Origin of the sequence: uncultured Oscillibacter sp. (assembly GCF_910579365.1) — a bacterium.
Lineage (GTDB): Bacteria > Bacillota > Clostridia > Oscillospirales > Oscillospiraceae > Oscillibacter.
In genome coordinates, this window is sequence record NZ_CAJTUX010000006.1 from 20,014 (window position 1) to 45,955 (window position 25,942).

General features: G+C 64.6%; 25 protein-coding genes. 5 read left to right on the forward strand and 20 right to left on the reverse strand.

What is annotated here, in order from left to right:
- The first annotated feature begins 180 nt into the window (after positions 1-180).
- From iolE to QZ329_RS03140, 4 genes are all read left to right on the forward strand, one after another.
- The gene (iolE, locus tag QZ329_RS03125; RefSeq protein ID WP_295748232.1) at positions 181-1,083 is read left to right on the forward strand and encodes a myo-inosose-2 dehydratase; all 903 of its coding nucleotides are present in this window, start codon (positions 181-183) and stop codon (positions 1,081-1,083) included.
- A gap of 99 nt (positions 1,084-1,182) precedes the next feature.
- Positions 1,183-1,983: a 5-deoxy-glucuronate isomerase gene (locus QZ329_RS03130; protein ID WP_295748234.1), complete on the forward strand. Its 801-nt coding sequence runs from the start codon at positions 1,183-1,185 to the stop codon at positions 1,981-1,983.
- 21 nt (positions 1,984-2,004) lie between these two features.
- Positions 2,005-3,933 carry a 3D-(3,5/4)-trihydroxycyclohexane-1,2-dione acylhydrolase (decyclizing) gene (gene iolD, locus QZ329_RS03135; RefSeq protein ID WP_295748236.1) on the forward strand — a complete coding sequence of 643 codons (1,929 nt, stop codon included), beginning with the start codon at positions 2,005-2,007 and terminating at the stop codon, positions 3,931-3,933.
- A 63-nt stretch (positions 3,934-3,996) separates the two neighbouring features.
- Positions 3,997-5,034 carry a Gfo/Idh/MocA family oxidoreductase gene (locus QZ329_RS03140; RefSeq protein ID WP_295748238.1) on the forward strand — a complete coding sequence of 346 codons (1,038 nt, stop codon included), beginning with the start codon at positions 3,997-3,999 and terminating at the stop codon, positions 5,032-5,034.
- Between the two features lie 135 nt (positions 5,035-5,169).
- Here QZ329_RS03140 and QZ329_RS03145 read toward each other — a convergent pair whose 3' ends face one another.
- The 18 genes from QZ329_RS03145 to QZ329_RS03230 all read right to left on the reverse strand — a co-directional run bounded on the left by QZ329_RS03145 (position 5,170) and on the right by QZ329_RS03230 (position 22,654).
- Positions 5,170-7,473, reverse strand: coding sequence for a polysaccharide pyruvyl transferase family protein (locus QZ329_RS03145; protein WP_295748240.1), 2,304 nt, complete (start codon positions 7,471-7,473; stop codon positions 5,170-5,172).
- 23 nt (positions 7,474-7,496) lie between these two features.
- Positions 7,497-7,976 carry a deaminase gene (locus tag QZ329_RS03150; protein ID WP_295748242.1) on the reverse strand — a complete coding sequence of 160 codons (480 nt, stop codon included), beginning with the start codon at positions 7,974-7,976 and terminating at the stop codon, positions 7,497-7,499.
- Positions 7,977-8,157: 181 nt separating this feature from the next.
- A complete protein-coding gene (locus tag QZ329_RS03155) occupies positions 8,158-9,045 on the reverse strand; it encodes an HAD family hydrolase (RefSeq protein ID WP_295748244.1) in 888 nt (295 codons plus the stop codon).
- Positions 9,046-9,067: 22 nt separating this feature from the next.
- Positions 9,068-9,751 (reverse strand): DivIVA domain-containing protein, encoded by a 684-nt coding sequence (locus tag QZ329_RS03160; RefSeq protein WP_295748247.1) that lies wholly within the window; start codon positions 9,749-9,751, stop codon positions 9,068-9,070.
- A gap of 31 nt (positions 9,752-9,782) precedes the next feature.
- Entirely contained in the window at positions 9,783-10,220 is a 438-nt protein-coding gene (locus QZ329_RS03165) for a cell division protein SepF (protein WP_295748249.1), read from the reverse strand.
- Positions 10,221-10,233: 13 nt separating this feature from the next.
- Positions 10,234-10,926: a YggS family pyridoxal phosphate-dependent enzyme gene (locus QZ329_RS03170; RefSeq protein ID WP_295748250.1), complete on the reverse strand. Its 693-nt coding sequence runs from the start codon at positions 10,924-10,926 to the stop codon at positions 10,234-10,236.
- A 48-nt stretch (positions 10,927-10,974) separates the two neighbouring features.
- A complete protein-coding gene (locus QZ329_RS03175; RefSeq protein ID WP_295748251.1) occupies positions 10,975-12,243 on the reverse strand; it encodes an HlyD family efflux transporter periplasmic adaptor subunit in 1,269 nt (422 codons plus the stop codon).
- Between the two features lie 40 nt (positions 12,244-12,283).
- Positions 12,284-12,511: an RNA chaperone Hfq gene (gene hfq / locus QZ329_RS03180; protein ID WP_295748253.1), complete on the reverse strand. Its 228-nt coding sequence runs from the start codon at positions 12,509-12,511 to the stop codon at positions 12,284-12,286.
- 122 nt (positions 12,512-12,633) lie between these two features.
- Positions 12,634-13,578, reverse strand: a complete 945-nt coding sequence (miaA, locus tag QZ329_RS03185; protein ID WP_295748254.1) for a tRNA (adenosine(37)-N6)-dimethylallyltransferase MiaA — start codon at positions 13,576-13,578, stop codon at positions 12,634-12,636.
- A gap of 1 nt (position 13,579) precedes the next feature.
- Positions 13,580-14,170, reverse strand: coding sequence for an NAD(P)H-dependent oxidoreductase (locus QZ329_RS03190; protein ID WP_295748255.1), 591 nt, complete (start codon positions 14,168-14,170; stop codon positions 13,580-13,582).
- 1 nt (position 14,171) lies between these two features.
- Positions 14,172-14,357 carry a DUF6440 family protein gene (locus QZ329_RS03195; protein WP_295748257.1) on the reverse strand — a complete coding sequence of 62 codons (186 nt, stop codon included), beginning with the start codon at positions 14,355-14,357 and terminating at the stop codon, positions 14,172-14,174.
- 9 nt (positions 14,358-14,366) lie between these two features.
- Complete coding sequence (mutL, locus tag QZ329_RS03200) at positions 14,367-16,364, reverse strand: DNA mismatch repair endonuclease MutL (protein ID WP_295748259.1); 1,998 nt, start codon at positions 16,362-16,364, stop codon at positions 14,367-14,369.
- 31 nt (positions 16,365-16,395) lie between these two features.
- A complete protein-coding gene (locus QZ329_RS03205) occupies positions 16,396-17,307 on the reverse strand; it encodes an AEC family transporter (RefSeq protein ID WP_295748261.1) in 912 nt (303 codons plus the stop codon).
- Positions 17,308-17,346: 39 nt separating this feature from the next.
- Positions 17,347-18,057 (reverse strand): CPBP family intramembrane glutamic endopeptidase, encoded by a 711-nt coding sequence (locus QZ329_RS03210; RefSeq protein WP_295748262.1) that lies wholly within the window; start codon positions 18,055-18,057, stop codon positions 17,347-17,349.
- Between the two features lie 10 nt (positions 18,058-18,067).
- Positions 18,068-20,674, reverse strand: a complete 2,607-nt coding sequence (gene mutS, locus QZ329_RS03215) for a DNA mismatch repair protein MutS (protein WP_295748263.1) — start codon at positions 20,672-20,674, stop codon at positions 18,068-18,070.
- 25 nt (positions 20,675-20,699) lie between these two features.
- Entirely contained in the window at positions 20,700-21,527 is an 828-nt protein-coding gene (locus tag QZ329_RS03220; protein ID WP_295748264.1) for an MBL fold metallo-hydrolase, read from the reverse strand.
- A gap of 376 nt (positions 21,528-21,903) precedes the next feature.
- A complete protein-coding gene (locus QZ329_RS03225; protein WP_295748266.1) occupies positions 21,904-22,383 on the reverse strand; it encodes a hypothetical protein in 480 nt (159 codons plus the stop codon).
- Positions 22,384-22,432: 49 nt separating this feature from the next.
- Positions 22,433-22,654, reverse strand: coding sequence for a helix-turn-helix transcriptional regulator (locus QZ329_RS03230; RefSeq protein WP_295748268.1), 222 nt, complete (start codon positions 22,652-22,654; stop codon positions 22,433-22,435).
- A gap of 88 nt (positions 22,655-22,742) precedes the next feature.
- Between QZ329_RS03230 and QZ329_RS03235 the strand changes: the two genes are divergently transcribed.
- The gene (locus QZ329_RS03235; RefSeq protein WP_295748270.1) at positions 22,743-23,003 is read left to right on the forward strand and encodes a hypothetical protein; all 261 of its coding nucleotides are present in this window, start codon (positions 22,743-22,745) and stop codon (positions 23,001-23,003) included.
- Here QZ329_RS03235 and miaB read toward each other — a convergent pair.
- Both miaB and tsf read right to left on the reverse strand, forming a co-directional pair.
- A complete protein-coding gene (miaB, locus tag QZ329_RS03240; RefSeq protein WP_295748272.1) occupies positions 23,000-24,412 on the reverse strand; it encodes a tRNA (N6-isopentenyl adenosine(37)-C2)-methylthiotransferase MiaB in 1,413 nt (470 codons plus the stop codon). The genes QZ329_RS03235 and miaB overlap by 4 nt on opposite strands.
- Positions 24,413-25,016: 604 nt before the next feature.
- Positions 25,017-25,940 (reverse strand): translation elongation factor Ts, encoded by a 924-nt coding sequence (tsf, locus tag QZ329_RS03245; protein WP_295748274.1) that lies wholly within the window; start codon positions 25,938-25,940, stop codon positions 25,017-25,019.
- Between the last annotated feature and the right edge of the window lie 2 nt (positions 25,941-25,942).

The following is a 25,942-nucleotide window of genomic DNA, read 5'->3' on the forward strand; positions in this document are numbered from 1 at the left end:
GGCCAAATCGGAAAATTTTCGAAAGGTAGAGAAAAACCGTTGATTTTTCAAGGGAAAAGTGCTAATTTTAACCTAGCGAAAACGATTGCGGGGCATCCTGCCCTCCAGCGGTTTCCCTCTCTAACCCCCGGGGGCTCTCCAAGCCCCGGAATGCCAATAATTTCAAGGAGGTCGCTTCCCATGTTTGATCCCAAAAACGTTTCCCTGGGCATCGCGCCCATCGGCTGGTGCAACGACGATATGCCGGAGCTCGGCGCCGAGAACACCTTCCAGCAGATCGTCAGCGAGATGGCTCTGGCCGGGTTCACCGGCTGCGAGATCGGCAACAAATACCCGACGGACCCCGCGGAGCTGAAAAAGGCTCTGGACCTCCGGGGCATGCGCATTGCCAGCCGCTGGTATTCCTCCTTTATCCTGACCCGCCCCTTTGAGGAGGAGGAGAAGGACTTCAAGGCCAATCTGGACTTCCTGGCCGCCGTGGGGGCCAACCGCATCAACGTCAGCGAGCAGAGCTATTCCATCCAGGGCCAGATGGACACCCCCGTCCTCACCGGCGGGCACAAGCACGTGATGGACGACGCCGAGTGGGCCTGGTTCTGCGACGGGCTCAACAAGCTGGGCAAGGTCGCGGCGGACCGGGGCTTCAAGCTCTGCTTCCACCACCATATGGGCACCGTGGTCCAGACCAGCGAGGAGACGGACCGCATGATGGCCAACACTGATCCCCGGTACGTGTTCCTCTGCTATGACACCGGCCACTTCACCTTCGCCGGGGAGGCCCCCCTGACCATGCTGAAGAAGTACGTGGACCGGGTGGGCCACGTCCATCTGAAGGACATGCGCCTGCCGGTGGTGGAAGAGGCCCGGAAGAACAACTGGAGCTTCCTCCAGTCCGTGCGCAGCGGCGCGTTCACGGTTCCCGGCGACGGCGATGTGGACTTTGACCCCGTGTTCAAGGTGCTGGCGGACGCCGGCTATCAGGGCTGGCTGCTGGTGGAGGCCGAGCAGGACCCCGCCAAGGCCAATCCCCTGGAATACGCCATGAAGGGCCGCAAGTACATCAAGGAGCACACCGGCCTTTGATACCGCCGCGGTTTGATTGATGATCCCCCTGTAGGGGCGGCAGTCTGCCGCCCCTATGGTCCCTTCCCCCAAAAACGCTCGGATATGGAGATGATTCCAATGACCTATTTCAGCAAGAACGAGGAGCTTAAGCAGGGCTACAATTCCTATATCGACGCCGCCGCGGACGATATGGGCACCCAGATGGACGTGGGCCTCCTGGTGATGGAGCCCGGCGACGTCTTTACCTTTGAGGAGGCGGAAAAGGAAATCGCCGTCCTCCTCTTCGCCGGAAAGGTGACCTACGCCTGGGCCGGGAAGACCGTGGAGGCCGACCGCCCCGACTGCTTCCACCACGAGGCGTACTGCCTCCTGGCGGGCCGGGGCGAGAAGATCACCCTCACCGCCCACGCCCACAGCGAACTCTACATTCAAAAGACTCTGAACGACAAGCCCTTCGAGGCTGTCATGTACACCCCGGATACCGTGCAGACCCAGCACGCCGGCTGCAACGGCGAGCTTCTGGGCTGCATGGAGCGGGAGATCAAGACCTTTTTTGACCATGACAATGCCCCCTTCTCCAACATGGTCCTGGGCGAGGTGCTGAACCACCCCGGCAAGTGGTCCTCCTATCCCCCTCACCACCATCCCCAGCCGGAGGTCTATTTCTACCGCTTTGACTATCCCCAGGGCTTTGGCGCGGGCTTTGCCAACGGCGAGATTTACAAGACCGGCCAGAACGGTCTGGCCGTCATCACCAGCGGCTTCCACTCTCAGACCGCCGCGCCGGGCTACGCCATGTGCTACGCCTGGGGCATCCGGCACCTGGAGGGGGACCCCTGGCTGAAGACCCGCATCGACGACGAGGAGCACGCGTGGCTCTGGAAGAGCGACGCCAACGAGCACATCTATCAGGGATAAGATTTTAAGGAGGTCTTTCCAATGGAAACCATTCGCTTAACGACGGCCCAGGCCATTGTCAAATTCCTGGATAACCAGTACGTCTCTATGGACGGCGTGGAGACCAAGTTCGTAAAGGGCTTTTTCACCATCTTCGGCCACGGCATCGCCGTGGGCCTGGGCGAGGCCCTGGACAGCAACCCCGGCGGCCTCAAGGTCATGCAGGGCCGGAACGAACAGGGCATGTGCCACACGGCCATCGCCTTTGCCAAGCAGAACGGGCGCAAGCAGATCATCGCCTGCGCCTCCTCCGTGGGCCCCGGCGCGGCCAACATGGTCACCGCCTGCGCCACCGCCACGGTCAACAACATCCCCCTGCTGGTCTTCCCGGCGGACACCTTCGCCTCCCGCCAGCCGGACCCGGTGCTCCAGCAGCTGGAGCAGAGCAGCAGCCTGGCCGTCTCCACCAACGACGCCTTCAAGCCCGTGTGCAAGTACTGGGACCGGGTGACCCGCCCCGAGCAGGTCATGACCGCCCTCATCAACGCCATGCGGGTTCTCACCGACCCCGCCGAGACCGGCGCGTGCTGCATCGCCCTGCCCCAGGACGTGGAGGGCGAGAGCTACGACTTCCCCACCTACTTCTTTGAGAAGCGGGTCCACCGCATCACCCGGCCCGCGGCCGTGGAGGAGGAGCTGGAGGACATCACGGAAATCATCTCCAAGGCCAAGAAGCCCCTGGTCATCGTGGGCGGCGGCGTGCGCTACTCCGACGCGGGGGAGACCGTGGAGCAGTTCTGCGAGGAGTTCCACATTCCCTTTGGCGAGACTCAGGCGGGCAAGAGCGCCTGCAAGTCCAGCCATCCCTACTGCCTGGGCGGCATCGGCGTGACGGGGACCTACGCCTCCAATGTCATCGCCAAGGACGCGGATGTGGTCATCGCCATCGGTTCCCGCCTCAGCGACTTCACCACCAGCTCCAAGCGGCTGTACCGGAATGAGAACGTGAAGTTCGTCACCATCAACAACTGCCGCTTCCACGCCTACAAAATGGACGCGGTAAAGGCCGTTGGCGACGCGAAGGTTACGGTCAAGGCCCTGGCGGAGAAGCTCCGGGCCAAGGGCTATGTCTCCGCCTATACGGATGAGATCACCAAGGCCAAGGCCGCCTGGGACGAGGAGATGAAGCGTCTGGCGGGCATCGAGTACACCGGCGACGGTTTCGAGCCCATCATCAAGGCCCGGGACCCCCGCACGGTTCCCGAGTTCGTGAAGCTGACGGACGGCAAGATCACCCAGACCGCCGCCCTGGCGGCCATCCGGCGGGTGATCGACGAGGACGCCACCATCATCACCGCCGGCGGGTCTCTCCCCAGCTGCATGCAGCGGATGTGGACCACCGACAAGCGGGGCGGCTATCACGCCGAGTACGGCTATTCCTGCATGGGCTATGAAGTCGCGGCGACTCTCGGCGTAAAATTCGCCGAGCCGGAGAACGAGGTTTACTGCGTGGTGGGCGACTCCAGCTTCCAGATGCTCCACAGCGAGATCATGACCATCATGCAGGAGAAGCAGAAGGTCAACATTCTGGTCTTTGACAACTGCGGCTTCGGCTGCATCAACAACCTGGAGATGAACCACGGCATCGGGAGCCTGGCCACCGAGTTCCGCTACACCGACGGCAAGAAGCCCTGCGGAGACCTGATTCCCGTGGACTATGCCAAGATCGGCGAGGGCTATGGCCTGAAGTCCTACACCTGCAAGACCATCGCCGAGCTGGAGGCTGCCCTGGAAGACGCGAAGAAGCAGACCGTGGCCTGCCTCTTCGACCTGAAGGTTATCCCCAAGACCATGACCGACGGCTATGAGTCCTGGTGGAACGTGGGTCTTGCCGATGTGTCCGAGAAGGAGAGCGTCCGGAAGGCTTGGGAAGGCGTGAAGGCCGGCCGGGACGAGGCCCGGAAGTACTAAGTTTCTAAGAGGGGCCGCCCTGAGCGGCGGCCCCCGCAAACACAAAAAGGAAGGTTGATTATCATGGATAAGGTTCTGAAAATCGGCATCATCGGCTGCGGCGCCATTGGCAAGGACCACTGCCGCCGCATCATCGAAACCGTCCCCGGCGCCACCGTCGTGGCCGTCAGCGACTATGTGGCCGCCGCCGCCGACGAAACCGCCGCCAAATACGGCATCAAATCCTATGGAAACGACTGCGACGGCATGATTAAGGACCCCGAGGTGGAGGCCGTCGTCATCACCTCCATCGACCCCACCCATCACGACTATGTGATGAAGACCCTGGCGGAGGAGAAGTGGTGCTTCTGCGAGAAGCCCCTGAGCCAGAACGCCAAGGACTGCGAGGAGATCATCAACCGGGAGCTGGAGATCGGCAAACGGCTGGTCCAGGTGGGCTTCATGCGCCACTATGACCGGGGCTACGCGGAGATGAAGCGCATCATCGACTCCGGCGAGATCGGCGCGCCCCTGGTCATCAAGGCCTGCCACCGGAACGTGGCTCAGGGCCCGGGCTTCAAAACCGAAAACGGCGTGACCAACGTGGCCATCCACGAGCTGGACATCTGCCGCTGGCTGCTGGACGACGAGTACGAGGATGTTCAGTGCGTCAAGGTCCGCCAGTCCGCCAACTCCGACAAGGGCTATGACAACCCCCAGGTCATGCTGATGCGCACCAAGAAGGGCTGCTTCATCGACGTGGAGGTCCAGGTGGCTGACGGCTACGGCTATGACATCCAGTGCGAGGTGGTCTGCGAGAACGGCACCGTGAAGCTGCCCGACCCCTATGCTGTGGTCCGCCGCTCCCGTCCCGCCGGCTGGGACTCCCTGAATCCCGCCGAGTCCATGCCCATCATGACCGACTGGAAGGAGCGCTTCATCGAGGCTTATGACATCGAGTTCTGCAAGTGGGTGGAGTCCGTCCACGCCGGCAAGCTCACCGGCCCCTCCTCGTGGGACGGCTATGTCGCCTGCGTGGCCGGCGACGCGCTGAACGCCTCCCGTGGCACCTCTCAGTTCCTGAAGGTGGAGACCATGGAGAAGCCCGCGCTCTACAAATAAGAACCGGAGGCTTCCTAAATACCAGCGGCGGCGCGGAACATTCCGCGCCGCCGCTTTTCGCTCTCCCGCCAAGGGAAACGGCCAGCCGGATTCCGGCTGGCCGCGCGATACGTTTGGGAGAATTCCCGCTATAGATTACTTTTTGTATTTCGCCTCCAGCCCCTTCACCTTCTCCCGCAGCTCCGGCGGAAGCACGGTTTTCAAAACCCGGCGGTACAGCGGGGGAGGGGCGAAAAAGCGCCGCGCCACCTGGTCGAAGGGCTCTCGCTCATAGGCGGCGAAAAACGCGGCGCGGTTCTTCGCCGGGGCCGTGGGATGGTCCAGCTGCGGGTTTCCTCTCACCGCCTGTTCCAGGTCAAAGGGGCGGCGGCTAAGGCGAAGCTGGTCGAAGATATGGCTCCCATGAGACGTGTTCACCAGCAGCAGGCTGAGGCCCTTGGGCCGCTCCTCCGGCAGCTCTCCGGGCTCCAGGCCCCAGAGGTCCCCCAGGGTGAAGTCCCCGGGCCGGTTCAGCGAGGCGTAGGGGCAGCGGTGGCAGGCGGGCCGCAGGAACAGCGCCCGGCCAAAGCCCCGGCCATACTCCGTGTCGTTGAGCGGGCGGGTGTCCACGGTCTTGTCCTCATAGACCAGGGTGAAGTGGCTCTTCTCCCAGCCCTCCACCTTGTTGCGAAAGCGGACGGTCTGGAGGGGCTGTCCCCGCTTCCTCTCGATATAGCGGACCATGTCCTCCCACACGCCGGGGGAGGGGACTCCGTGGCACACCAGGTCACAGGTGGTCAGATTCTCCGGGCGTCCTCCCAGGTAGCGGTACAGCCCGTCCACCTGGCAGGGGGTTCCGGAGAAGAGCACCTGCCGGGTCTCCAGGCACTGTTTCACCTCCCGAAAGATGCTGTCCAAGTCGCTCTGCACATACTTGGCCCCCCGCAGGCGCCACAGGTCGTCCTTGCGGAAGCAGGCGATGTGCCGCAGGTGCTGCCGCCCGTCCAGCGCCGCGCCGAAGACCACGCCGCCCCCCTCCAGCACATAGTCCGCCAGAGTGGAAAACACGCCGCCGGAGGTGGAGTCCCGCCGGATACGGCCATCCTGATTCCAGGCGGCGAAGGCCGCCGGGCGGGGCCGGTTTTCACCGGGCCGGAGCACGGGACAGACGCCGGTGCAGATGCCGCAGTGTACGCACTTGGCCGGGTCCACCGCCGGATAGGAAAATCCCTCCCGGTCCCGGACCATGGAAATGGCGTCCCGGGGGCAGGCGGCGCGGCAGGCGGAGCAGCCGGTGCACCGGTCCTTCTCCGCCAGAACGGGGCCCTCCTCCTTCTTCGGGGCCTCCCTGCCATAATAGGGCTCGTCCGCCAGGGCGGCCCGCAGATAGGCCAGGGCCTCCCTCCGGGCGGCCTCCAGCCGCTCTCCGGCGGCGGACCAGTCGATAGTATCCTCCCACTTCGCGGCGTGTCCCTCGTGCACGACCCGCTCCGTCAGCCCCAGTCGGCTCAGCAGGCTGCACACCCGGGAGGACTCCGGCCTTTCCAGCTCTCTGGGCTCCACGCCGGCGAAGAAGGGCCGCCGGAACTGAATGGAGAACACGGTGCCATGGAAGGAGTTCGTACAGACGCAGGCGGCGTTTTGGAACAGGCTCAAGAACTCCGCCGGGCCGGCGTCCAGCACCAGCCGGGCCTTGGAGTAAACCCGCCGCCGTCTTCCGCACACCTGAAGCACCGGCAGCCCCGTTCTCTCCGCCAGCTGGCGGACGCAGTCCCTCAGCGGCCCGGGGGCCTTCACGCAGTAACAGAGGATATAGCGCCCCTCTCCGGGGGGCTCCGCCGCCAAAGCGGACCAGTCCTCCGCCGTCAAAAGCAGCGTGGGATCCAGCACCAGGGCGGCCTCCCGTCCGGCGGCCTCCCGGACGATGTCCCGCCCCCGCTGCTCCCGGACGGAGAGGTGGGAAAACCCCTCCAGATAGCCCCGCAGCTCCTCCTCCATCCCCTCGGGCACCCGGGAAAGGGCGAAGGAGGGGGCGTAGGCGATTTTCCGCAGGGGGGAGAAGGTGCCGAAGAAGACGGGGTCAAACCGCTTGTCCGGGAAGATCGTGGGGTTCCAGATCTGGTCGCTGCCGGCAATCAGCAGGTCGTAGGGGAGCTCCGCCTCCCTCAGCTCCTCCCAGCTCTCATAGCGGCGGGCCGTCCGTTTCAGATACGCCTCGGAAAACGCCTCATAGCGCTGCCAGCGCGTCCGCTCCGCCTGGTAATGGAGGAGGGCGGCGGCGTCGCCCCGGACCCGGCCCAGCGAAGTGGGGGGCTTTAAAATGCGGGTGTCCTGATTGACAAAATAGTCGATGACCTCACAGTCCCAGCCCAGGGAGGCCAGGGCCCTCTCGGTAGCCACGGCCTGGAGCACCGCCCCATAGTGGTGCAGATGATAGAAGGTGACAAGTCCCGCTTTCAAAAACATACTCCCTTTCCGCGCTTCTACTGAACGGAGACGGTGTCGTCCTCGTCGACCCAGCCGCTCACGGGTATGACCTCGAACTCCGTTTTGCTCCGGCGGATGACCACCCGGGTCAGGCCCGCGTTGATAATCAGCCTCCGGCACATGGAGCAGGAGGTCGCGTCCCCCAGCAGCTCGCCGGTCTGGGCGTCCCGCCCCACCAGATAGAGATCGCCCCCCGCCATGTCCCGCCGGGAGGCGGAGATGATGGCGTTGGCCTCGGCGTGGACGCTGCGGCAAAGCTCATAGCGCTCCCCCCTGGGGACCCGGAGGGCCTCCCGGGAGCAGTAGCCCAGTCCCGTGCAGTTGGCCCGGCCCCGGGGGGCTCCGTTGTAGCCCGTGGCGATGATCTCGTCGTTTTTGACAATGATGGCCCCATAGACCCGCCGCAGGCAGGTGGCCCGTTCCAGAACCGTCTCCGCAATGTCCAGGTAGTAGTTTTCCTTGCTGATCCGCTCCATAGACAGCCTCTCTCTCTTTTTATTTTCTCACTATAACACGCCAAACACCATATTGCAAGGTTTTGTCTTCCCCAGGCGTATCCTGCCGCGCCGGTTTTCCTCCCCGGCGGTCCGGGGGAAAGAGGGTGGGGCCTGAAATCGCGAAAAAAGACCGCCCCGTCCAGAGCGGTCTCTCCATCGGTTAAAACGAAAACAGCTCCACCTGATCGGGCAGGACGTCCTCCCCAATGTGGCGCAGCTGGTGGAGGTTCTCCTCCCACAGCCGGTCGGTGATGGCCATTTTCCGGATGATGTTCTTCACCGTCAAATCCAGTCCCGTTCCCTCCCGGTAATCTGCCGGGAAGATAAAGTCCACCCGGCCCTTGGCCAGCAGGTCCTCCACGCCGGAGCGGTTGGAGTCCTGATAGACGGCGATGGCCTGGCCGCCGTAGGCCCGCATCATCTTCATGCAGGGCACGTCGGAAAGACCGTCCCCCATGTAGATCATGTTGGGGAAGGGCACCCGCTTGCTGTCGTCAGGCATGGAATCGTTGAGGGTCTTATCGTCGGAGACGTCCAGGACCCCCTTGTTGATCCGGTAGACAAACTGGGTCTTGGCGGTGAAGTTCACCGCCAGCTTGGGCCAGACGGGGCGGCCCCCTTCGTCGTAGTAAAACTCGCTGGCGTAAATCTCCTTGAACGCTCCGCTGATGGAGGACCCCTCAATGATCTCCCGCAGTCCGGAGGAGATGACATAGTGCTCCACCTCGACGCCTTGGCTCTCGCCGAAGGCGTTGATCCGGGCGAACCAATCCGCCACACCGGGGAACAGCTCGATCCCCCGGCCCTTTTCCACCAGGTCCTCCCGGGTGAAGGGTAGGGACTTGGCCTCCGCCTCCCGGAGCATGATGTACATATAGGCTAAAATGCCGTCGATCCGGTTCCGGCGGCCAAAGCCGTTGGCCTCCGCCCAGAACTCCGCCGGGGTCATGCCCAGGCTGGGAATGAAGGCGTAGTTCTGCATGTCCGTGGTGCAAAGCGTCTTGTCAAAGTCGTATAAGAAGGCGATAATGGGCCGCTGCCCGCTCATACCGCAACCCTCCCTTGGAGCGTCAGTCCGCCTCGCTCCGGTAATTGGGGCCGAATTTCAGCTCGTTGATGTTCACCCGCCGGGTGGCGGTCAGGTCCTCCGCCGGGGCGGGCTCCGCCGTCTCCAGCAGCTCCTCCGCCGAGGGGACAACCGTCTGCGCGGCGGCAGGGGGAACGGTCTGCCGGATTTCCGGAGTCTCTTCGGCGGGTTTCTCCGGGGCCTCCGCCGCCGGAGGCGGCTCCTTCCCGGCGCTCAGGTCCAGACCGGGGAGCTTGTCCATAAATTCAATCTGCTTGACGCACAGGGCCCGGCTCTCGGCGATGAAGCGAAGGAGCTCCTCCTGTCCCCGCCGCAGGCGCCTGTCGGACTCCTCCGCCTCTTTGCGGAAGCCCTCCAGCTTCTCCCTGGCGGCGGTCTCCGCCTGCTTGAGCATTTCGTCCCGCTTTCCCTCCGCCTCTTTAATCAGGGAATCCGCCGTCCGCTGGGCGGTGAGGAGGGTGGCCCGCATAGCGTCCTCCGTGGCGCGGTACTCCTCCACCTTTTCCACCAGGACCTTCAGCTTGGCCTTCAAAGAGGCATTCTCTTTATAGAGAGACGTGTAGTCGTCGGTGAGCTCGTCCAAAAACTCGTCCACCATAGTCATGTTGTAGCCGCCCATCACCATCTTGGTGAAGGAGCGGGCGGAAACCTCCTGCGGTGTCAGCATAATCGCATATCCTCCCCGGGTCTAAGCGCCCTTAGAAATAGAGTCCGTTGTTCTCCAGCTCGTCGATCAAATCCCCCTCGATGTCCACGTGATAGGGGGTGATGATATAGGTGTTGGCGGCCACCTTCTTGATCTTTCCCTCTCCGGCGTAGGCCACGCCGGACAAAAAGTCAATCAGCCGGCGGGCCACGTCCTTATTGGTGGACTCCAGGTTCAAAACCACCGTCCGCTTGTCCTTCAGCTGGTCCGCGATCTCCGAGGCGTTCTCAAACCGCTCCGGCTTCACCAGGATGACTTTCAGCTGCGTGGTGGCGTGAATGTTCACCACCTTGCTGCGGCGGTCGTCCATCTTGGTCCGGCGGTCCTCAAAGATGTCCCGCTCCCGAGGCTCCTCATCAAAATCATCAAATTCCTCGTCCTCATCCTCGTAAGGGTGAGTCAGCTTTTTCAGCTCGTCAAAGATACTCATGGCGCACCTCCCGTTATACGTAATGGCGGCTGCCGAAGATGGCGGTCCCCACCCGGACCATGGTGGCCCCGGCCCGGATGGCATCCTCGTAATCGCCGCTCATGCCCATAGACAGATACCGAAGACTATTATGAAACAATTTCTCGTTCATGTCAATAAAAAGCGCCCGAACTTTGTCAAAATAACGGAGATTCGCCTCCCGATCCGCCTCCGCAGGGGGGATGGTCATCAGTCCCAGCACCCGGACGTGGCATTTGGACAGGGCCGCCTCCGCCCCGGAGAGGACCTCCGCCGGATGGAAGCCGCTTTTGGCCGCCTCCTGGCCGATGTTGACCTCCAGCAAAATGTCCTGGACCAGCTCCAGCCTGCCGGCGGTCTTCTCAATCTCCTCCAGCAGCTCCAGGGACCCCACCGACTGGATAAGGTCCGCCTTCCCCACCACCTTGCTGACCTTGTTCCGCTGGAGATGGCCAATGAAGTGAAGGGGCGCGCCGGCGTAGGCGTCCTCCTGGAGCTTGGCCGTCATCTCCTGGACCCGGTTTTCCCCCAGGGCGTCGATTCCGGCGGCGATGGCCTCCCGGCAGGCGGCGGCGCCGTTCATCTTGCTGGCCCCCACCAGAAGAATCTCCTCCGGCGGCCGGCCCGCCTCCGCCGCTGCGGCGGCGATGTTCGCCCGCACCTGGGCGATGTTCTCGGCAATGGACATAGGCTCCTCCTTGTTCTCTTTTCCAAATTTCAGCCGGGGCGGCCCCTCTTACTGGAGCACCTTCCCGTCGTAAAGCCCCCGGGCGGAGACTATGATCTGCTCCCCGGGGCGAAGCCGCTGGCTCTCCTTCTCCCCGGCGGAGCGCACCAGCACAAAGCTGTCCCCGCTGTAGAGGATTTCCACCGGCTTGAACCGGACCTCCCGGCCCACGATACAGTAAACGCCGGCAGCGGCCTCTGCGGCGGTCTCTCCCTTCTCATCCAGATAGGCCCGCTCCGCCCGGAGGGATTCCCGGGGAATGCGGATGCCCGCAATGGACCCGGTGATGACCTGGGCCCTCTGCTGGCGCAGCAGCGTCAGCTCCTGGAGATAGGACCGCCCCCGGAAGACCACCGCCACTCGTCCGTTCTCGCTGGCCCCGATGGGCTCCATCGTCACCGGCAGATCCCGGTCCACCCCCTTGGAGAAGCGGAGCAGCAGCGCCTCCCGTCCCCGCTCCTGCCGGTCGTAGAGGGCCGCGGCCTCCTCCGCGGGGAGAACGGCGGTGAAATACCACTCCTCTCCCAAAACCAGCTTTCCCGCCCGGGAGGATGTGGGCTCCGCCTGCACGGAGGCCAGGCGGAAGGGCGTGATGTCCTTCAGCATCTCCGGCGTCAGCACGGACTCAAAGCCGTCCACCTCCGAGGAGTACAGCCCCGAGACCGGGGCGGTGATCCGCCGGACGGACCCCTCCGCCTGGGACCGCAGGTTCAGCAGCCGGGCCCCCAGCTCCTGGAGCTGGAGAGCCACGTCCCCGCTGTCCCCGCCGGTATAGTCCCGCTTCAGCACCAGGGCCCGGAGCTCCAGGGCCGTGCTCTCCGCGTCATACAGCCTGTCCGCCGCCAGATACCGCCGGTACTCCAGGAGGTTCTGGATGATCTGCGCGTCCAGCTTCCGGGTAGTCTCCGCCGCCAGGGCCAGGTCCTGGGCGTACTGGAGCTGTTCCACCCGGCTCTCCAGGCTGTCGATCTCGGCCTGCCGGTCCAGGGAGGCCTGGTCCGCGTAGACCGAGGCCACCGTTCCCCCGGCGGCCACCCGCTCGCCCTCCCGGCGCTGAATGCGGAGGAGGCCGCCGCTGTCGTCCTCCAGCACCCGCTCCTCCCGGACCACGTAGCCCGTCAGGTCCACGGTGGTCTCCACCTGATAGCGGTAGGCCAGGGTGGTGCTCAGCGGGTCGTCCAGGTAGTCAATCGCCTGGAAAACGAAGTAGGACGACACGCCCAGGAAGAGGAGGAGCATCAGCAATTTGGTTCCAAGACTGCTTTTTATCTGTTTCATAGCGCCTCTATGTATGTTTTTTCCGCCCTCCGGCGGGACGTCATCCCTCCTCGTTCAGGGGGACGGGACGGGTGGGAGCGATGGTGGAAATGGCGTGCTTGTAAATCACCTGCTGCCGCCCCTCGCTGTCCAGCACCACCACGAAGGAGTCAAAGCCGGTGATGGTTCCCCGCATCTGAAAGCCGTTCATCAAGAACATGGTGACGGGCACCCGGTCCCGCCGGGCCCGGAGGAGGAAAAGGTCCTGTAAATTTGTTTTGTTCTGCATATCGTCCGCTCCTTTTTTCTGTTCCGCGCCCCCCGGACAGGAGACGCGCCGTTTGTATTCAGCGAAGCGGCCGTGCTCTGGGCCGGTTTTGCAACGGGCTCCGGGCAAAGCCTCCGCCAATCTTAGGATACCCCTGCGGCGGAGAGAATTTCCGTCGAAATCTGTAGCGCGCGGGCAAAATTCCGGTCTTTCTCCCAGAAAATCCAATGGATGGCCGGATTCCGCCGCAGCCAGGTCAGCTGCCGCTTGGCATACTGCCGGGAGCGAAGCTTTACCTCCGCCAGGGCCTCCGCCTCCCGGGCGGTCCCCTTCAGCACGGCCAGAAGCTCCTTATAGCCGATGGCCTGAAGGGCCGTGGCCTTGGGGGGAAGCCCCCGCTCCGCCAGGGCCCGGACCTCCTCCAGCAGTCCCTCCGCCGCCATGCGGTCCACCCGTTGGTCAATGAGGGCCTTCATATCCTCCCGGTTTTGGAACTGGAGGCCGATCCACACCGCGTCGTACCGGGAGGGGAGGGCCGCTGTTTCCCGGTTGTGCTCCGTGATGGTCCTCCCGGTCTCCCGGTAGACCTCCAGGGCCCGGAGGATGCGCTTTTCGTCCGCCGGGTGCAGCCGCGCCGCCGCCTGGGGGTCCGCCTGCCGCAGCTCCTCCAGCAGGGGGGGCAGACCCTCCCGCGCCAGCCGCTCCTCCAGCTCCCGCCGGACGGCGCCCCCCGCCTGGCCGGAGGCGAAGCCGTGGCCCCGGACCACCGCGTCCACCCAAAGGCCGGTGCCCCCCACCAAAATGGGCAGCTTCCCCCGGTCCAGAATCCCGTCGACGATGGGAATGGCCTCCCGGGCGTAGCGGGCGGCGGACCACTGCTCCGCCGGGTCCGCCACGGCGATCATATGGTGGGGCACGCCGTCCATCTCCGCCTCGGTGGGGGCGGCGGTGCCGATGGTCATGCCCTTGTAAATCTGCATGGAGTCGGCGGAGACCACCTCGCCGCCGTACCGCTTCGCCAGCAGCACCCCCAGGGTGGTCTTGCCGCAGGCGGTGGGGCCCACCACGCAGACGATCTTCCCCCCCACGCTAGAACGTCCGCCCCAGGGCGCGGGCGCGCTCCTTGGCGGCCTCCATGATGAGGGGGACCATCGCCGGGTCCACGTCCAGCCCCCCGGCGAACACGTAGTCAAACCGGGGGATGCCGAACATGGCGGCAAGCTGCTTCCAGTACAGAACGCCCAGGCTGTCCGGCTTTTCAAAGTCCCCGCCGGTGGTGAGAAAGGCCAGCCGCTCCGCGCCGCAGTCCCCGTGGCAGCCGTCGGCCTCGTAGTGATAGGTGAGGCCGCAGGCGGAAACGTACTCAATATAGACCCGCAGGGCGGCGGGAAAGGTCAGGTCCCAGAAGGGGGCCGCCACCGCCACCTTGTCCGCCCGCCGGAACTGCCGGGCCAGGGCAAACACCGGCGCGCCGAACTCCCCGGCGCCGGCCAGGGCCTCCCGCTCCTTCAGGGCGGGGAGGCGGAGGGGCTCCAGGTCCAGCTTCTCCACGTCCACCCTCTCGATCTCCGCTTTCGGGTTCGCCTCCCGGAAGGCGGAGAGAAAGGCCTCCGCCAGGGCCCGGGTCCGGGACTCCGGTCCCCGGGGGCTGATGCAGCTGTCAATCAATAAAAGTCTCATATCAATCCTCAAGCTCCCGGACATCGGTGACAATGGGTTTCCCCTGCTGGTTCAGCAGAGGGGTTATTCCGCCGCCGGAGCCGCCCCAGTGGCTGAGGTAATTCACCCCCGTCTCCCGGTCCACGTAAATCTCAAAACCGCTGCCCACAACCCCCTGGCTGTAGGTCTTCACAAACCGTTTCGCCATACCGCCCTCCTATGCCCGTTTGAACATCTTCTCCAATTCGTACCGCGTCAGCTTCACCGCCACGGGCCGCCCGTGGGGGCAGTACTTCACCTCGCCGCTCTGGACCCTGTCCACCAGGGCCCGGAGTTCCGCCGGGCCGCTCCGCCACCCGCCTTTTATGGCGGCCTTGCAGGCCATGGTGTGGAGCAGGGCCTCCCGCCGCTCCGCCGGGGACCGTCCGGAGCGGAGCTTTCCCGCCATCTCCTCCAGCGTGGCGGTCACTTCCTCCGCGTCCAGGTCCGCCGGGACCTCCCGGACCAGCACGGCCCCGCCGCCAAAATCCTCGCAGGAAAAGCCGAAGGACTCCAGCAGGGGCAGGTTCTCCAGCAGCAGCGCCCCGTCCTCCCGGCTCAGCTCCACAGCCACGGGGGTCAGCAGGGTCTGGCGCATGGGGGGCTCTAGCCCCGCCTTCAGGCGGTCAAAGTTGACGCGCTCGTGGGCGGCGTGCTTGTCCACCAGCCAGACGCAGCCGTCGCCGCTCTCGCAGACGATGTAGGTCCGCAATACCTCCCCCGCGATGCGCCAGGGCGTCTCTCCGGCGGAATCCAGAGTCTCCTGCCCCGGCAGCTCCGCCGCCTGGGGAATGGCCGGGACCCTGGGCCGCTCCTCCGGCAGCGGTTCGGGGCCGCCCATCCCCGCCGGGGACGGTTCCCTTGCCGGAAAGGGAGAAGTCCCCCTCCGCTCCGGCCTCTCCTCCGCCACGGAGGGCGGCGCGTCCCGCCGCAGGGGAGGGAAGACCCGCCGTCCCCCCAGGGGGCTCTCCGTCCCCTTTGCCGGGGCGATGGCCGGAAATCCCGCCCCGCTGTCCGCCAGCCTGGCTCCGGCGGCGGGGCGCTCCGTGTTCCAGGAGGGCGGGGGCCGCTTCCCCTCCGGCTTCGTCCCCTGCTCCCGGAAGGTCTTCGCGTCCATGGTCCGGAAGAAATCCCCCCGGGGGTTGGATGCCGCCTCCGGCGGCCTGACAGGGGACGGCGCCGGACCGCCGCTGTCCGCCAGCGTGTCCAGCACGGTGTGGTACACCACGTCAAAAACCGCCTTCTCCTGGGCGAACTTCACCTGGGTCTTGGCGGGGTGGACGTTCACGTCCACCAGATTCACCGGCAGCTCCACCGCCAGCACGCAGCCGGGGAACTTCCCCTTCATGATCTGGTTCCGATAGCCCTCCTCCAGGGCCGCCGTCAGGAGCTGAGACTTGATGAATCGCCCGTTGACGAAAAAGATCTGCATGGACCGGGACCCCCGGCACTGGAGGGGGGCCGTGATGAAGCCGGAGACGGATACCTCCCCTTCCCGCCCCTTCGCCGGAAGCAGGCTCCGGGCGAAGTCCCGGCCCAGGGCGGCGTACACGGCGGAGTCCAGCCGCCCGTCCCCGGGGGTGTGAAGGGTCTCCGTTCCGTCCTTGATGAACTTGAAGGACACGTCCGGATGGGACAGGGCCAGGTGCTGCATCAGCCCGGCGGCCGCCGCCGTCTCGGCGCTGTCCTTCTTCATGAATTTCAGCCGGGCGGGGGTGTTATAGAAGAGGTCCCGGACCAGGATCGTGGTCCCCTCCGGCGCGCCCGCCGCCTCCACCGGACCGGGGACGCCCCCCTCCAGATGCAGGGCGGAGCCCATCCCGTCCTCCCGCCGCCGGGTGCGGATGTCCACCCGGCTGACGGCGGAAATGGCCGCCAGCGCCTCCCCCCGGAAGCCCAGAGTGCCGATCTTCCCCAGGTCCTCCGGCGCGCGGAGCTTGCTGGTGGCGTGGCGGAGGAAGGCGGAGGGCAGCTCCTCCGCGGCGATGCCGCAGCCGTTGTCGCTGATGCGGATGAGGCTCATGCCTCCGCGGCGGAGCTCCGCCACCACGGCGGAAGCACCGGCGTCAATGGCGTTTTCCACCAGCTCCTTCACCACGCTGGCGGGGCGCTCCACCACCTCGCCGGCGGCAATGAGGTCCGCCACGTGGGGGGGCAGCTGCTGAATATGGGGCATACAATTTCCTCCTCTCCGTCTCCAGGCGGGTTCACAGCAAGAGGGCCGCCACCAGGGGAATCGTCACGATGGAGGCCAGGGTAGTCACAAAGGTAATCTGGGCCATGCACTCCGAGTCCCCGCCGTACTCCATGCAGAGGAGCGACCCGTTCACCGCTGCGGGCATGGCCATCTGGGTGACGGCGATGCCCAGAATCATGGGTTCCGTCCCCAGGGCCCGGAGGGCGGGGCAGAGGACCGCCGGCATGACCAGCAGCCGGATGGCCGACAGCGCCCAAAGCCGGGGGGAGGCCAGCATCCGCCCCAGGGGCAGCCCCGCCAGCAGCGACCCCACAAACAGCAAAGACAGCGGCACCGTGACGCTCCCCACGAACTCCAGCGCCTCCCCCGCCACCGCCGGGGGGCGGAGGCGGCCCAGGGCCAGAACCAGCGCCAAAAGGGAGGCCGCCACGCAGGGCGAACACATCCGCCGCAGGCTGAAGCGCCTGGCCCCGGTCAGCATCAGCGGTCCCAGGGTGAAGGACATGAGGTTGAACGGCAGTACCAGGATTACGGCGTAAAACAGCGCCTCCGGGCCGAAGAGGGCCACCGCCACGGGATAGCCGATGAAGCCCACATTGGGAAAGGCCAGGGTATAGCGCCAGACCCCCTTCTGCCCCGGCGTGCCCCCCAGCAGGCGGGGCGCCAGGAAAACGAAGGCGAACTCCAACAGGTAAAACACCGCGCTGACCCCCAGAACCTCCAGCAGCATGGACCGCTCCGGCAGCTCCTCTCCCGTGGAGACGGCCCCCAGTATCATGGCGGGCATGGTGACGGTCAGCAGCAGCTTCGATACCTTCCGGTCCGTCTCCCCGCCCAGGATGCCCAGGCGGTTGGCCGCGTACCCGCAGGCGATGGCGAAGAGCAGCACCAGCATCTCCGCCAGGGTGTCCACAAAACTCATTCGACGACTTCTTTCCCGGGCGCGGCGCGCCCCTTGTATTTACACGATTCCCGCCAGCACGGACAGGGCGTTCACCCCGGCGTGAAGGCCCACGGAGGCCCACAGCGTCCCGGAATGGTCATAGGCCCAGGCCAGCACCAGACCGGGAATCAGGTACTGGGCCATCAGCAGGAAATAGGCCGCGTCCCGGCTCGCCAGGGCGAACTGCCACACGTGGAGCAGGGCGAAGAGGGCGCAGCTCACCGCGTAGGCCAGAAGGCGGCTTCGCTCCTTCAGCCCGCCGAAGACCAGGCCGCGGAACAGCGTCTCCTCCACAAAGGGGGCCAGGAAGAGGACGATCAAAAGGGTCATATGGGGGGCGCTGCCGGTGCGGGCGGAGATGGCGGAGTCGTTCAGATTCCCCGCCCCGCTCCACAGCGCGCCCCCCAGGCGGGAGGTCAGCTCGCACAGGCCGTAATGGGCCACAAGACCCACGGCGGCAGTCTTGCAGGCAAGGCCCGGGGCGTCCAGAAAGCGGCGGGTGGTCCTGGCCAGCAGGCTGTGGAAGAGGATCACCGTCACGGCAAAGAGGCCGTAGTAGTAAATCGCGCCGCCCATCTCCTCCGTCACCCGCCGTCCCAGCAGCTCCCCCGCCAGACCCAGGGCGGGCCTGGCCGCCAGGGGAAGGAGGAGGAGGTACATCACAAAGAAGATCGTGCCGCCGAAGCGCTCCAGATTCGTCAGGCCGGGGGCCGCTTTTCGTTTCGCCATGGGGCCCTCCTCATGTCAGTTTTTGTTTCAGCTCGTAGAGGAGGCTCATGGCCTCGATGGGGGTCATGGCGTCGGGCTGGCAGCGGCGCAGGGCGTCCAGCACCTCCCCCTCGCCGATGGCGGAGAGGGAGACCTGTTCCTCCTCCCGCCGGGGGGCGGCGCGGCGCACGCCGTTTTCCCCCTCCAGCTCCTCCAGCACCTGCCGGGCCCGCTGGAGGACCTTGTCCGGCAGTCCCGCCAGCTTGGCCACCTCGATGCCATAGCTCCGGTCCGCCCCGCCGGGGAGAATCTTCCGCAGGAAGATGATCTCCTCCCCCCGGGTCTTCACGGCGATGCTGCAATTGATCGTGCCGGGGAGGGTGTTCTCCAGCTCCGTCAGCTCGTGGTAATGGGTGGCGAAAAGGGTCTTCGCCCCCAGGGTCTTCGGGCTTGCGCAGTGCTCCAGCACGGCCCGGGCGATGCTCATCCCGTCGAAGGTGGAGGTGCCCCGGCCGATCTCGTCCAGAATCAAAAGGGAGTTTTTCGTCGCGCAGCGGAGGATGTCCGCCACCTCCGTCATCTCCACCATGAAGGTGGACTGCCCGGCGGAGAGGTCGTCGCTGGCCCCCACCCGGGTAAAGATGCGGTCCACCACGCCGATGCGGGCCCGGGCGGCGGGGACAAAGCCCCCCATCTGGGCCATGAGCACCGTCAGCGCCACCTGGCGCATGTAGGTGGACTTGCCCGCCATGTTGGGCCCGGTGATGATGGCCACCCGGCTCTCCTTCTCCCCCAGGAAGGTGTCGTTGGGAACAAAGAAGCTGTCCTTCAGCACCCGCTCCACCACCGGGTGGCGGCCCTCTTTGATGTCGATGACCCCGGACTCGTCCACGTCCGGGCGGCAGTAGTGGTTCCGCACCGCCACGGCGGCCAGGGACGCCAGGGTGTCCGCCTCCGCCACAGCGGCGGCGGCCTTCAAAACCCGGGCGGAGGCAGCGGAAATCTCCTGGCGGAGCTGGGTGAAGAGCTCGTACTCCAGGGCCACCACCCGGTCGGAGGCGGTGAGGATGGACTGCTCCAGCTCCTTGAGCTCCTGGGTGATGTAGCGCTCGCCGTTGGCCAGGGTCTGTTTGCGGATATAGGTCTCCGGCACCTGGCCCTTATAGCTGTTGGAGACCTCGATGTAATAGCCGAAGACCTTGTTGTACCCAATCTTCAGCCCCCGGATGCCGGTCCGCTCCTTCTCCCGGGCCTCCATCTCGGGGATGACGCCCTTGCCGCTGCGGAGGATGTGCCGCAGGCGGTCCACCTCCTCGTGGAAGCCGTCCCGGATCAGGTCCCCCTCCCGGACGGAGAAGGGGGGCTTGTCGCAAATGGTCTCGGCGATGCGGCTTCCCAGGTCCTCCAGGGTGTCCAGCTCCTCCGCCAGCTCCGTGAGGCGGCGGTCCGGAAAGGAGGCCAGCCGGGCCTTGATCTCCGGCAGCTTCTCAATGGCGGCCCGGAGGGAGCTCAGGTCCCGCCCGCCGGCGGTGCCGTAGACGATGCGGCCAATCAGCCGCTCCATGTCCCCCAGGCCGGAGAGGGAGGCGATGAGCTCCTCCCGGTCGATGGTCCGCTCCGCCAGGGCGGCCACGGCGCCGTTCCGCCGGCAGATGGCGGCCACGTTCAAAAGCGGCCGCTCCAGCCAACTCCGGAGGCACCGGCCCCCCATGGGGGTCTGGGTCCGGTCCAGCACCCAGAGGAGGCTGCCCTTTTTCTCCTTGCTCCGCAGGGTCTCCGTCAGCTCCAGGTTCCGCCGGGCGGAGAGGTCCAGTTCCATAAAGCGCCCCTGCTCGTAATAGTCCAGGTCGTTGATGTAGGACAGGTCCGTCTTCTGCGTCTCATACAGATAGCTCAAAAGTCCCCCCAGGGCCATGGCGGCGGCGGGAACCCCGGCGGGGAGGCGGGACCAGGCCTCGTCCCCGAACTGCGTTCGGATGCTCCGCTCCGCCTCGGGGAGGCGGAAGCGCCGCTCCCCGGCGTTCTCCACCCGGCAGCGGAACTTCTCCCGCAGGGCGGAGACCAGGGCGGTCTCGGAGTATGCCCCATCGTTCAGCACGGCCTCGGCAGGGGAGAAGCGGCCCAACTCGTTGATCACGTGCTCCACCCGGTCCTTCCCGGTGAAGGACGTCAGGTGCGCCCGGCCGGTGGTGATGTCGCAGAAGGCGGCCCCGGCGGAGCGGGAATCCACGCAGACGGCGCAGAGGAAGTTGCTGGACTTCTCCTCCAGGCACCCCGCGTCGGTGACGGTGCCGGGGGTGACCACCCGGATGATATCCCGCTTTACCAGCCCCTTGGCCTGGGCGGGGTCCTCCATCTGCTCGCAGATGGCCACCTTATAGCCCTTGGCGATGAGCCGGGCGATGTAGGCCTCGCTGGCGTGATAGGGGATGCCGCACATGGGGACCTGCTCCGCCTCGGGCTTCAGGTGCTTGCCCCGGTCCCGGCTGGTGAGGGTGAGGTCCAGCTCCTTGGAGGCGAGCTTTGCGTCGTCGGCGAACATCTCGTAGAAATCACCCAGGCGGAAGAAGAGGATGGAATCCGGATTCTCCTTCTTGATCTCCAGGTATTGCCTCATCATGGGGGTCAGTTCCGCCATGGCAGCGCCTCTCCTCTCTCTCGTCTCAAAGCTCCGCCGCCGTGCCGCCGTTCATGGGCCGCAGACGGTCTCCCAGGGTCTTTTGCAGCTGGGCAAAGGCCCAGTCTCCGGTGCAGTGGCCGGTGTAGTAGACCGTCGTTCCCTCCGCCAGGGCCCGGGCGGTGGCGGCGATCAGCTCCCCGGCCCCCGGCGTGTCCGGCGTCACCTCGAAGAGGTGAAAGCCGCCAAACACCACGTCGGGCATCCGGCCCAGGTATCGCTTCGCCGCCCGGAGGGTGTTCACCATCCCCAGGTGGCCGCACCCGGCCAGGAGGGCGGACCTGCCGTTTTCCTCGATCAAAAGATGCTGCTCGTGGGCGAAGCCGTCGGGGCGGAAGCCCGCCCCGGTCCGCTCCTGGAGCTTGGGAGCCACGGCCCGGACCGTCCGGTCGTCCTCCACGCCGGAGAAGAGGGTCAGCCCCTCGTCCGGCCGCAGGCACTCCCCGGTGAAGACAAAGCGGTCTCCCAGGCCCTCCGCCTCCGGCGGAAGACCGATATAGTGGGGCTCCTGCCCCGGCAGGACGGCGTAATAGGCCCCCAGGGCCTCCCGGCGGAGATAGATCTTCGCCCCGGCATTCACCCGGCAGAAGGCCGCCAGGCCGCCGCCGTGGTCCGAGTGACCGTGGGACAGCACGGCCATGTCCACGGCGGAGAGGTCCACTCCCAGCTTTTCCGCGTTGCGGAGGAACTGCTCGTCGGGCCCCATGTCAAAGAGGACCTTGTGCCGTCCGGTCTCCACATAGAGGGAAAGCCCCCGGGCGGAGGCCAGCTCCGCGCGGCAGGCGTCGTTTTCCAGCAGGGTGATGATCTTCATGGGGAACCTCCAGATTTCGTATTCAAGCCGCCCTTGACAGCCGGGGCGGGTTCGGATATAATAGGGACAAGAGGGCGGTCAGCCGGGTGCCAGCCGGTTGGCGGTCAAACTCTTCCAAGTTTATAGCTTGAGAATATGCCGTCTTCCGCTGGAGCTTGGGGGGCGGCTTATCTTTTTAGGTTATGATCTGATTGGATGGCCGCAATCACAAGCGTAAGTAACGCGATGGTTTCCGGCACGCTCATGGGCCTCGCCTCTTTCCGCTTGAAAGAGGATGGACCCCGCCTCGCCTGCCGGTTTCCATTATATCACATTTGTCAATCACCATCCGAAAGACCCCGCGCGTCAGCGCGGGGTCAATCCTTTACGTATATCCTCATAACGCTTTTTTCAACAGCTCAATCTCACGGGAGTGCTGTTTCACCACTCCCTCCACAAACTGGACCCGTCCCTCCAGGTCCTCCAGCGTCTCGGGGGACGCCAACTTCTCCTGAATCAGCTTAATCTGATCCCCCAGGAGTTGGAAGCGAGGCTCGAAATACGCCTCCATCATGGCCAACATTCTGGATTCGGAGTCCTGGGCCCGGGTCTCCGTCCGCTCCGTCATGCGGGCCTCGGACGCCTCGATCTTTTCCGCCATGCGGGCCTCGGACGCCTCGATCTTTTCCGTCATGCGGGCCTCGGACGCCTCGATCTTTTCCGTCATGCGGGCCTCGGACGCCTCGATCTTTTCCGTCATGCGGGCCTCGGATGCGCCGATTTCCTCTTTCATGTACGCCGCCATGCGGACCTCGGACGCGCCAATCTTCTCATCCATCAATCGGGCGATTGCCTGCAAGTCCTTTTCATCCAACATATGGTTCTTCCCCCCTTTGTCCCCATTATAAAGTGGAACCCCCGGCTTGTCAATGTTCTTCCAACTTCTTTGGCCACTCCCGGCAGACCAGCTCGTCCAAGGAGATGTCATAGAAATCCGCCAGAGCGATCAGAGTGGACATGCGGGGATCTTGCTCCCCATACTCAAAGCGCTGATAGGTATGCAGGTTGAGTCCCAGCGTTTTTACGAGGTCCTTTTGCAAAACTCCTCTTTCATTTCTTAGCTGAACCAGCTTTTTCGGGAAATTCATACAGCCCCCTTGACATGACAAAATTTGAATGTTACAATATCTTTGTAAGATGCCATTTTTTGAATCTTTACTCTAGGAGGACTTCGTCATGGACGAATACTTTCAATGTCTGCTGGACTACATCGTGGAAGGCCATAAAACAGACTCGCTGTTGAAAACGCTGGAGTATCAATCGCAAATGAAATCGGTTCTCAAATCCTGGGAGGCGGTGGAAAACGTGCTTTCCCAGTCCCAGATAACCACCGTGGACACCTACTTTTCCGAGTACTCTCAGTTGTCCTCTTTGGAGAAAGACTGGCTCTTTCTGGAAGGCGTCGCCCTGGGCCGCTGGCTGGCCCGCCAATCCTAGACCGGCTCGCCGTACAGCGCCCAGGTGTTGCTCCCCGTAATCCTCACGTCCAAAAAGCGTCCGATCAGCTCCTTGTCCCCCTTCAGCCGCACCAGCCGGTTCCCCTCCGTCCGGGAGGAGAGGGGGAAGGCCTCGTCTCCGCTTTCGCCGTCCGCCAGTACCCGTACCGTCTTTCCCACATACCCGGCGTGTATCCGGGCGGAATGGCCGTTCTGAACCTCCAGAAGACGGTCGAACCAGCGTTGCTTGTCCTCCCGGGAGGCCGGGTCCGGCAGCTCCGCCGCCCTTGTGCCGGGGCGGGGGGAGTAGAGGAAGGTAAACAGGGCGTCGAACCCCACCTCCTCCACCAGGGACACGGTGTCCATGGCCTCCGCCTCTGTCTCGCCGGGGAAGCCAATGATGACGTCGCTGGTCAGCACCAGCTCCGGCATGACGGACCGGGCGTACCGGATGAGCTCCAGGTACTTCTCCCGGGTATACCGCCGGTTCATCTCCCCCAGGACCCGGTTGTTTCCGGACTGGAAGGGGAGGTGGAGCTGTTTGGCCACGTGGGGGCAGTTCGCCATGACGTCAAAGAGGCGGGGCGTGGCGTCCTTGGGATGGCTGGACATGAAGCGAATCCAATAGTCCCCGGGAATGCGGTCGATCTCCTCCAGCAGCTCCGGGAAGTGGAAGCCCCCCTCCAGGTCGTTGCCGTAGGAGTTCACGTTCTGCCCCAGAAGGGTGATGTCCTTGTATCCCGCCTCCACCAGCTGCCGGACCTCTTCCATCACGGCCCGGGGGTCCCGGCTCCGTTCCCGGCCCCGGACGTAGGGCACAATGCAGTAGGAGCAGAAGTTGTTGCACCCGTACATGACGGAGACCCAGGCCTTCACGCCCCGCTCCCGGACCACCGGAAGCCCCTCGGCAATGCCGCCGTGCTCGTCCGCCACGGAGAAGACCCGCTTCTTCGTCTCATAAACCTGCCACAAAAGCTCCGGAAAGCGCCAAAGCGCCTGGGGCCCAAACACCAGGTCCACATGGCGGTAGGACTCCCGCACCCGCCGGGCCACCCGCTCCTCCTGGGCCATGCAGCCGCACAGCACGATCACCTGCTCTGGATTCTCCCGTTTGGAGTGGGTCAGAATCCCCAGATTGCCGAAGACCCGCTGCTCCGCGTGCTCCCGGATGGCGCAGGTGTTCAGCAGCACCAGGTCCGCCTCCCGTGCCTCCTCCGTAAAGGTGAAGCCGCAGGCCTCCAGCATGCCCATGAGCCGCTGTCCGTCGGCCACGTTCTGCTGGCAGCCGAACGTCTCCACACAGGCGGCGGGATGGGCCTGCCGGGCGGCGAACATGGCCTTGATCTTCTCCTGAAAATCCCGCTGGCGGGCGATGTCCGCCGCCGGGATGACAATCTCCTCACGCTTCAAACCGTTTCCTCCATTGTCCCATGATGTTTCAACGCTGGTATCATATCACGAAGCGTCCAAAAGCACAAGAATAAATCCCGGCGGCGGAGCCGTCCCTTTTGTGCGATTTGCCCGGACGGCGGAATTCACTTTGTGGAAATCGTAAAATCTTACAAAGACTATTGACATATCCGAAGAAATGCTGTATATTTTAACTACAGAAAGAGGTGAGTCCAGTGTACTAGTCCGACACGCGAACCCACATCATTCAGCGCCGTTCGAACCGCTTTTCCTTTCGCATCCGCGTGATCTCAGGCAATTCCCAAAGACGAAACACCCCTCACTATGCTGAGTCAAGCGGGACCGGCTGGTCCGCGCAACGTCTGTTTCATGGATTGGAAATCCCGAATCACCTGTACCCCCTTTGATTCCGCGAACGGCAGAACACGAAAGCTTGAGGTATCGACCAATGGACAGTCCAATCAATGAGTAGGCCCCCCATTCGCCGGAGGAGCGGATGGGGGGAATGTTTTGTCCGCACCTTCCTGGGCGCCGCCGGAGGGCGCTGTTTTTTTGCGCAAAAAGGCCCGGAGCGCTGTGCTCCGGGCCTTTGCCGCTGTATCGGTTATCCCTTTACCAAAGAGGCGATCTCGTCGGCGAAGTTCTCCTGCTTCTTCTCGATGCCCTCGCCCTTCTCGAAGCGCACGGCGTTCTTGAAGGTGATGGATCCGCCCAGCTCCTTGGCCGCGTGGGCGATATAGGCTTCCACGGTACCCTCGAACACGTCGGCGCGGACGGAGTCCTGCTGGAGCAGGCAGTTCTCGGCGTAGAACTTGTTCAGCTTGCCCATGACGATCTTCTCCCGGACCTGCTCGGGCTTTCCGGCCATCTTGGGATCGTTCTCCATCTGGGCCAGCATGACCTTCTTCTCCTCGTCCAGAACCTCCTGGGTCACCTGGGCCTTGTCCCAGAAGCGGGGGTTCAGGGCGGCAATCTGCATGGCGATGTTCTTGCCGAGCTCCGTGACCTTTTCGGCGTCCAGGCTGGTCTCCAGATTCACCAGCACGCCGATCTTGCCACCGGCGTGAACGTAGGGAACGGACACGCCCTCGGCAAAGCGGGCGAAGCGGCGGACCTTGATGTTCTCACCGATGACCAGGACCATCTCCTGCTGCTGCTGGGTGACGGTCAGGTCCGTGCCGTTGTACTTGCACTCCATCAGCGCGTCCAGGTCGGCGGGATTCTGGGCGGCCACGGTGGCGGCCACGCCCTTGACGAAGTCCACGAACTTCTCGTTCTTGCCCACGAAGTCGGTCTCGGCGTTAACCTCGACCACCACGCCCACGCCGTCGATGGCGGCGGCGTACGCCATGCCCTCGGCGGCCACGCGGCCGGCCTTCTTCACGGAGGCGGCCATGCCCTTCTCGCGCAGCCACTCGACGGCCTTGTCCATGTCGCCGTCCGAGGCCACCAGCGCCTTCTTGCAGTCCATCATACCCACGCCGGTCATCTCGCGCAGGTTCTTCACATCAGTCGCGGTAAAAGCCATAG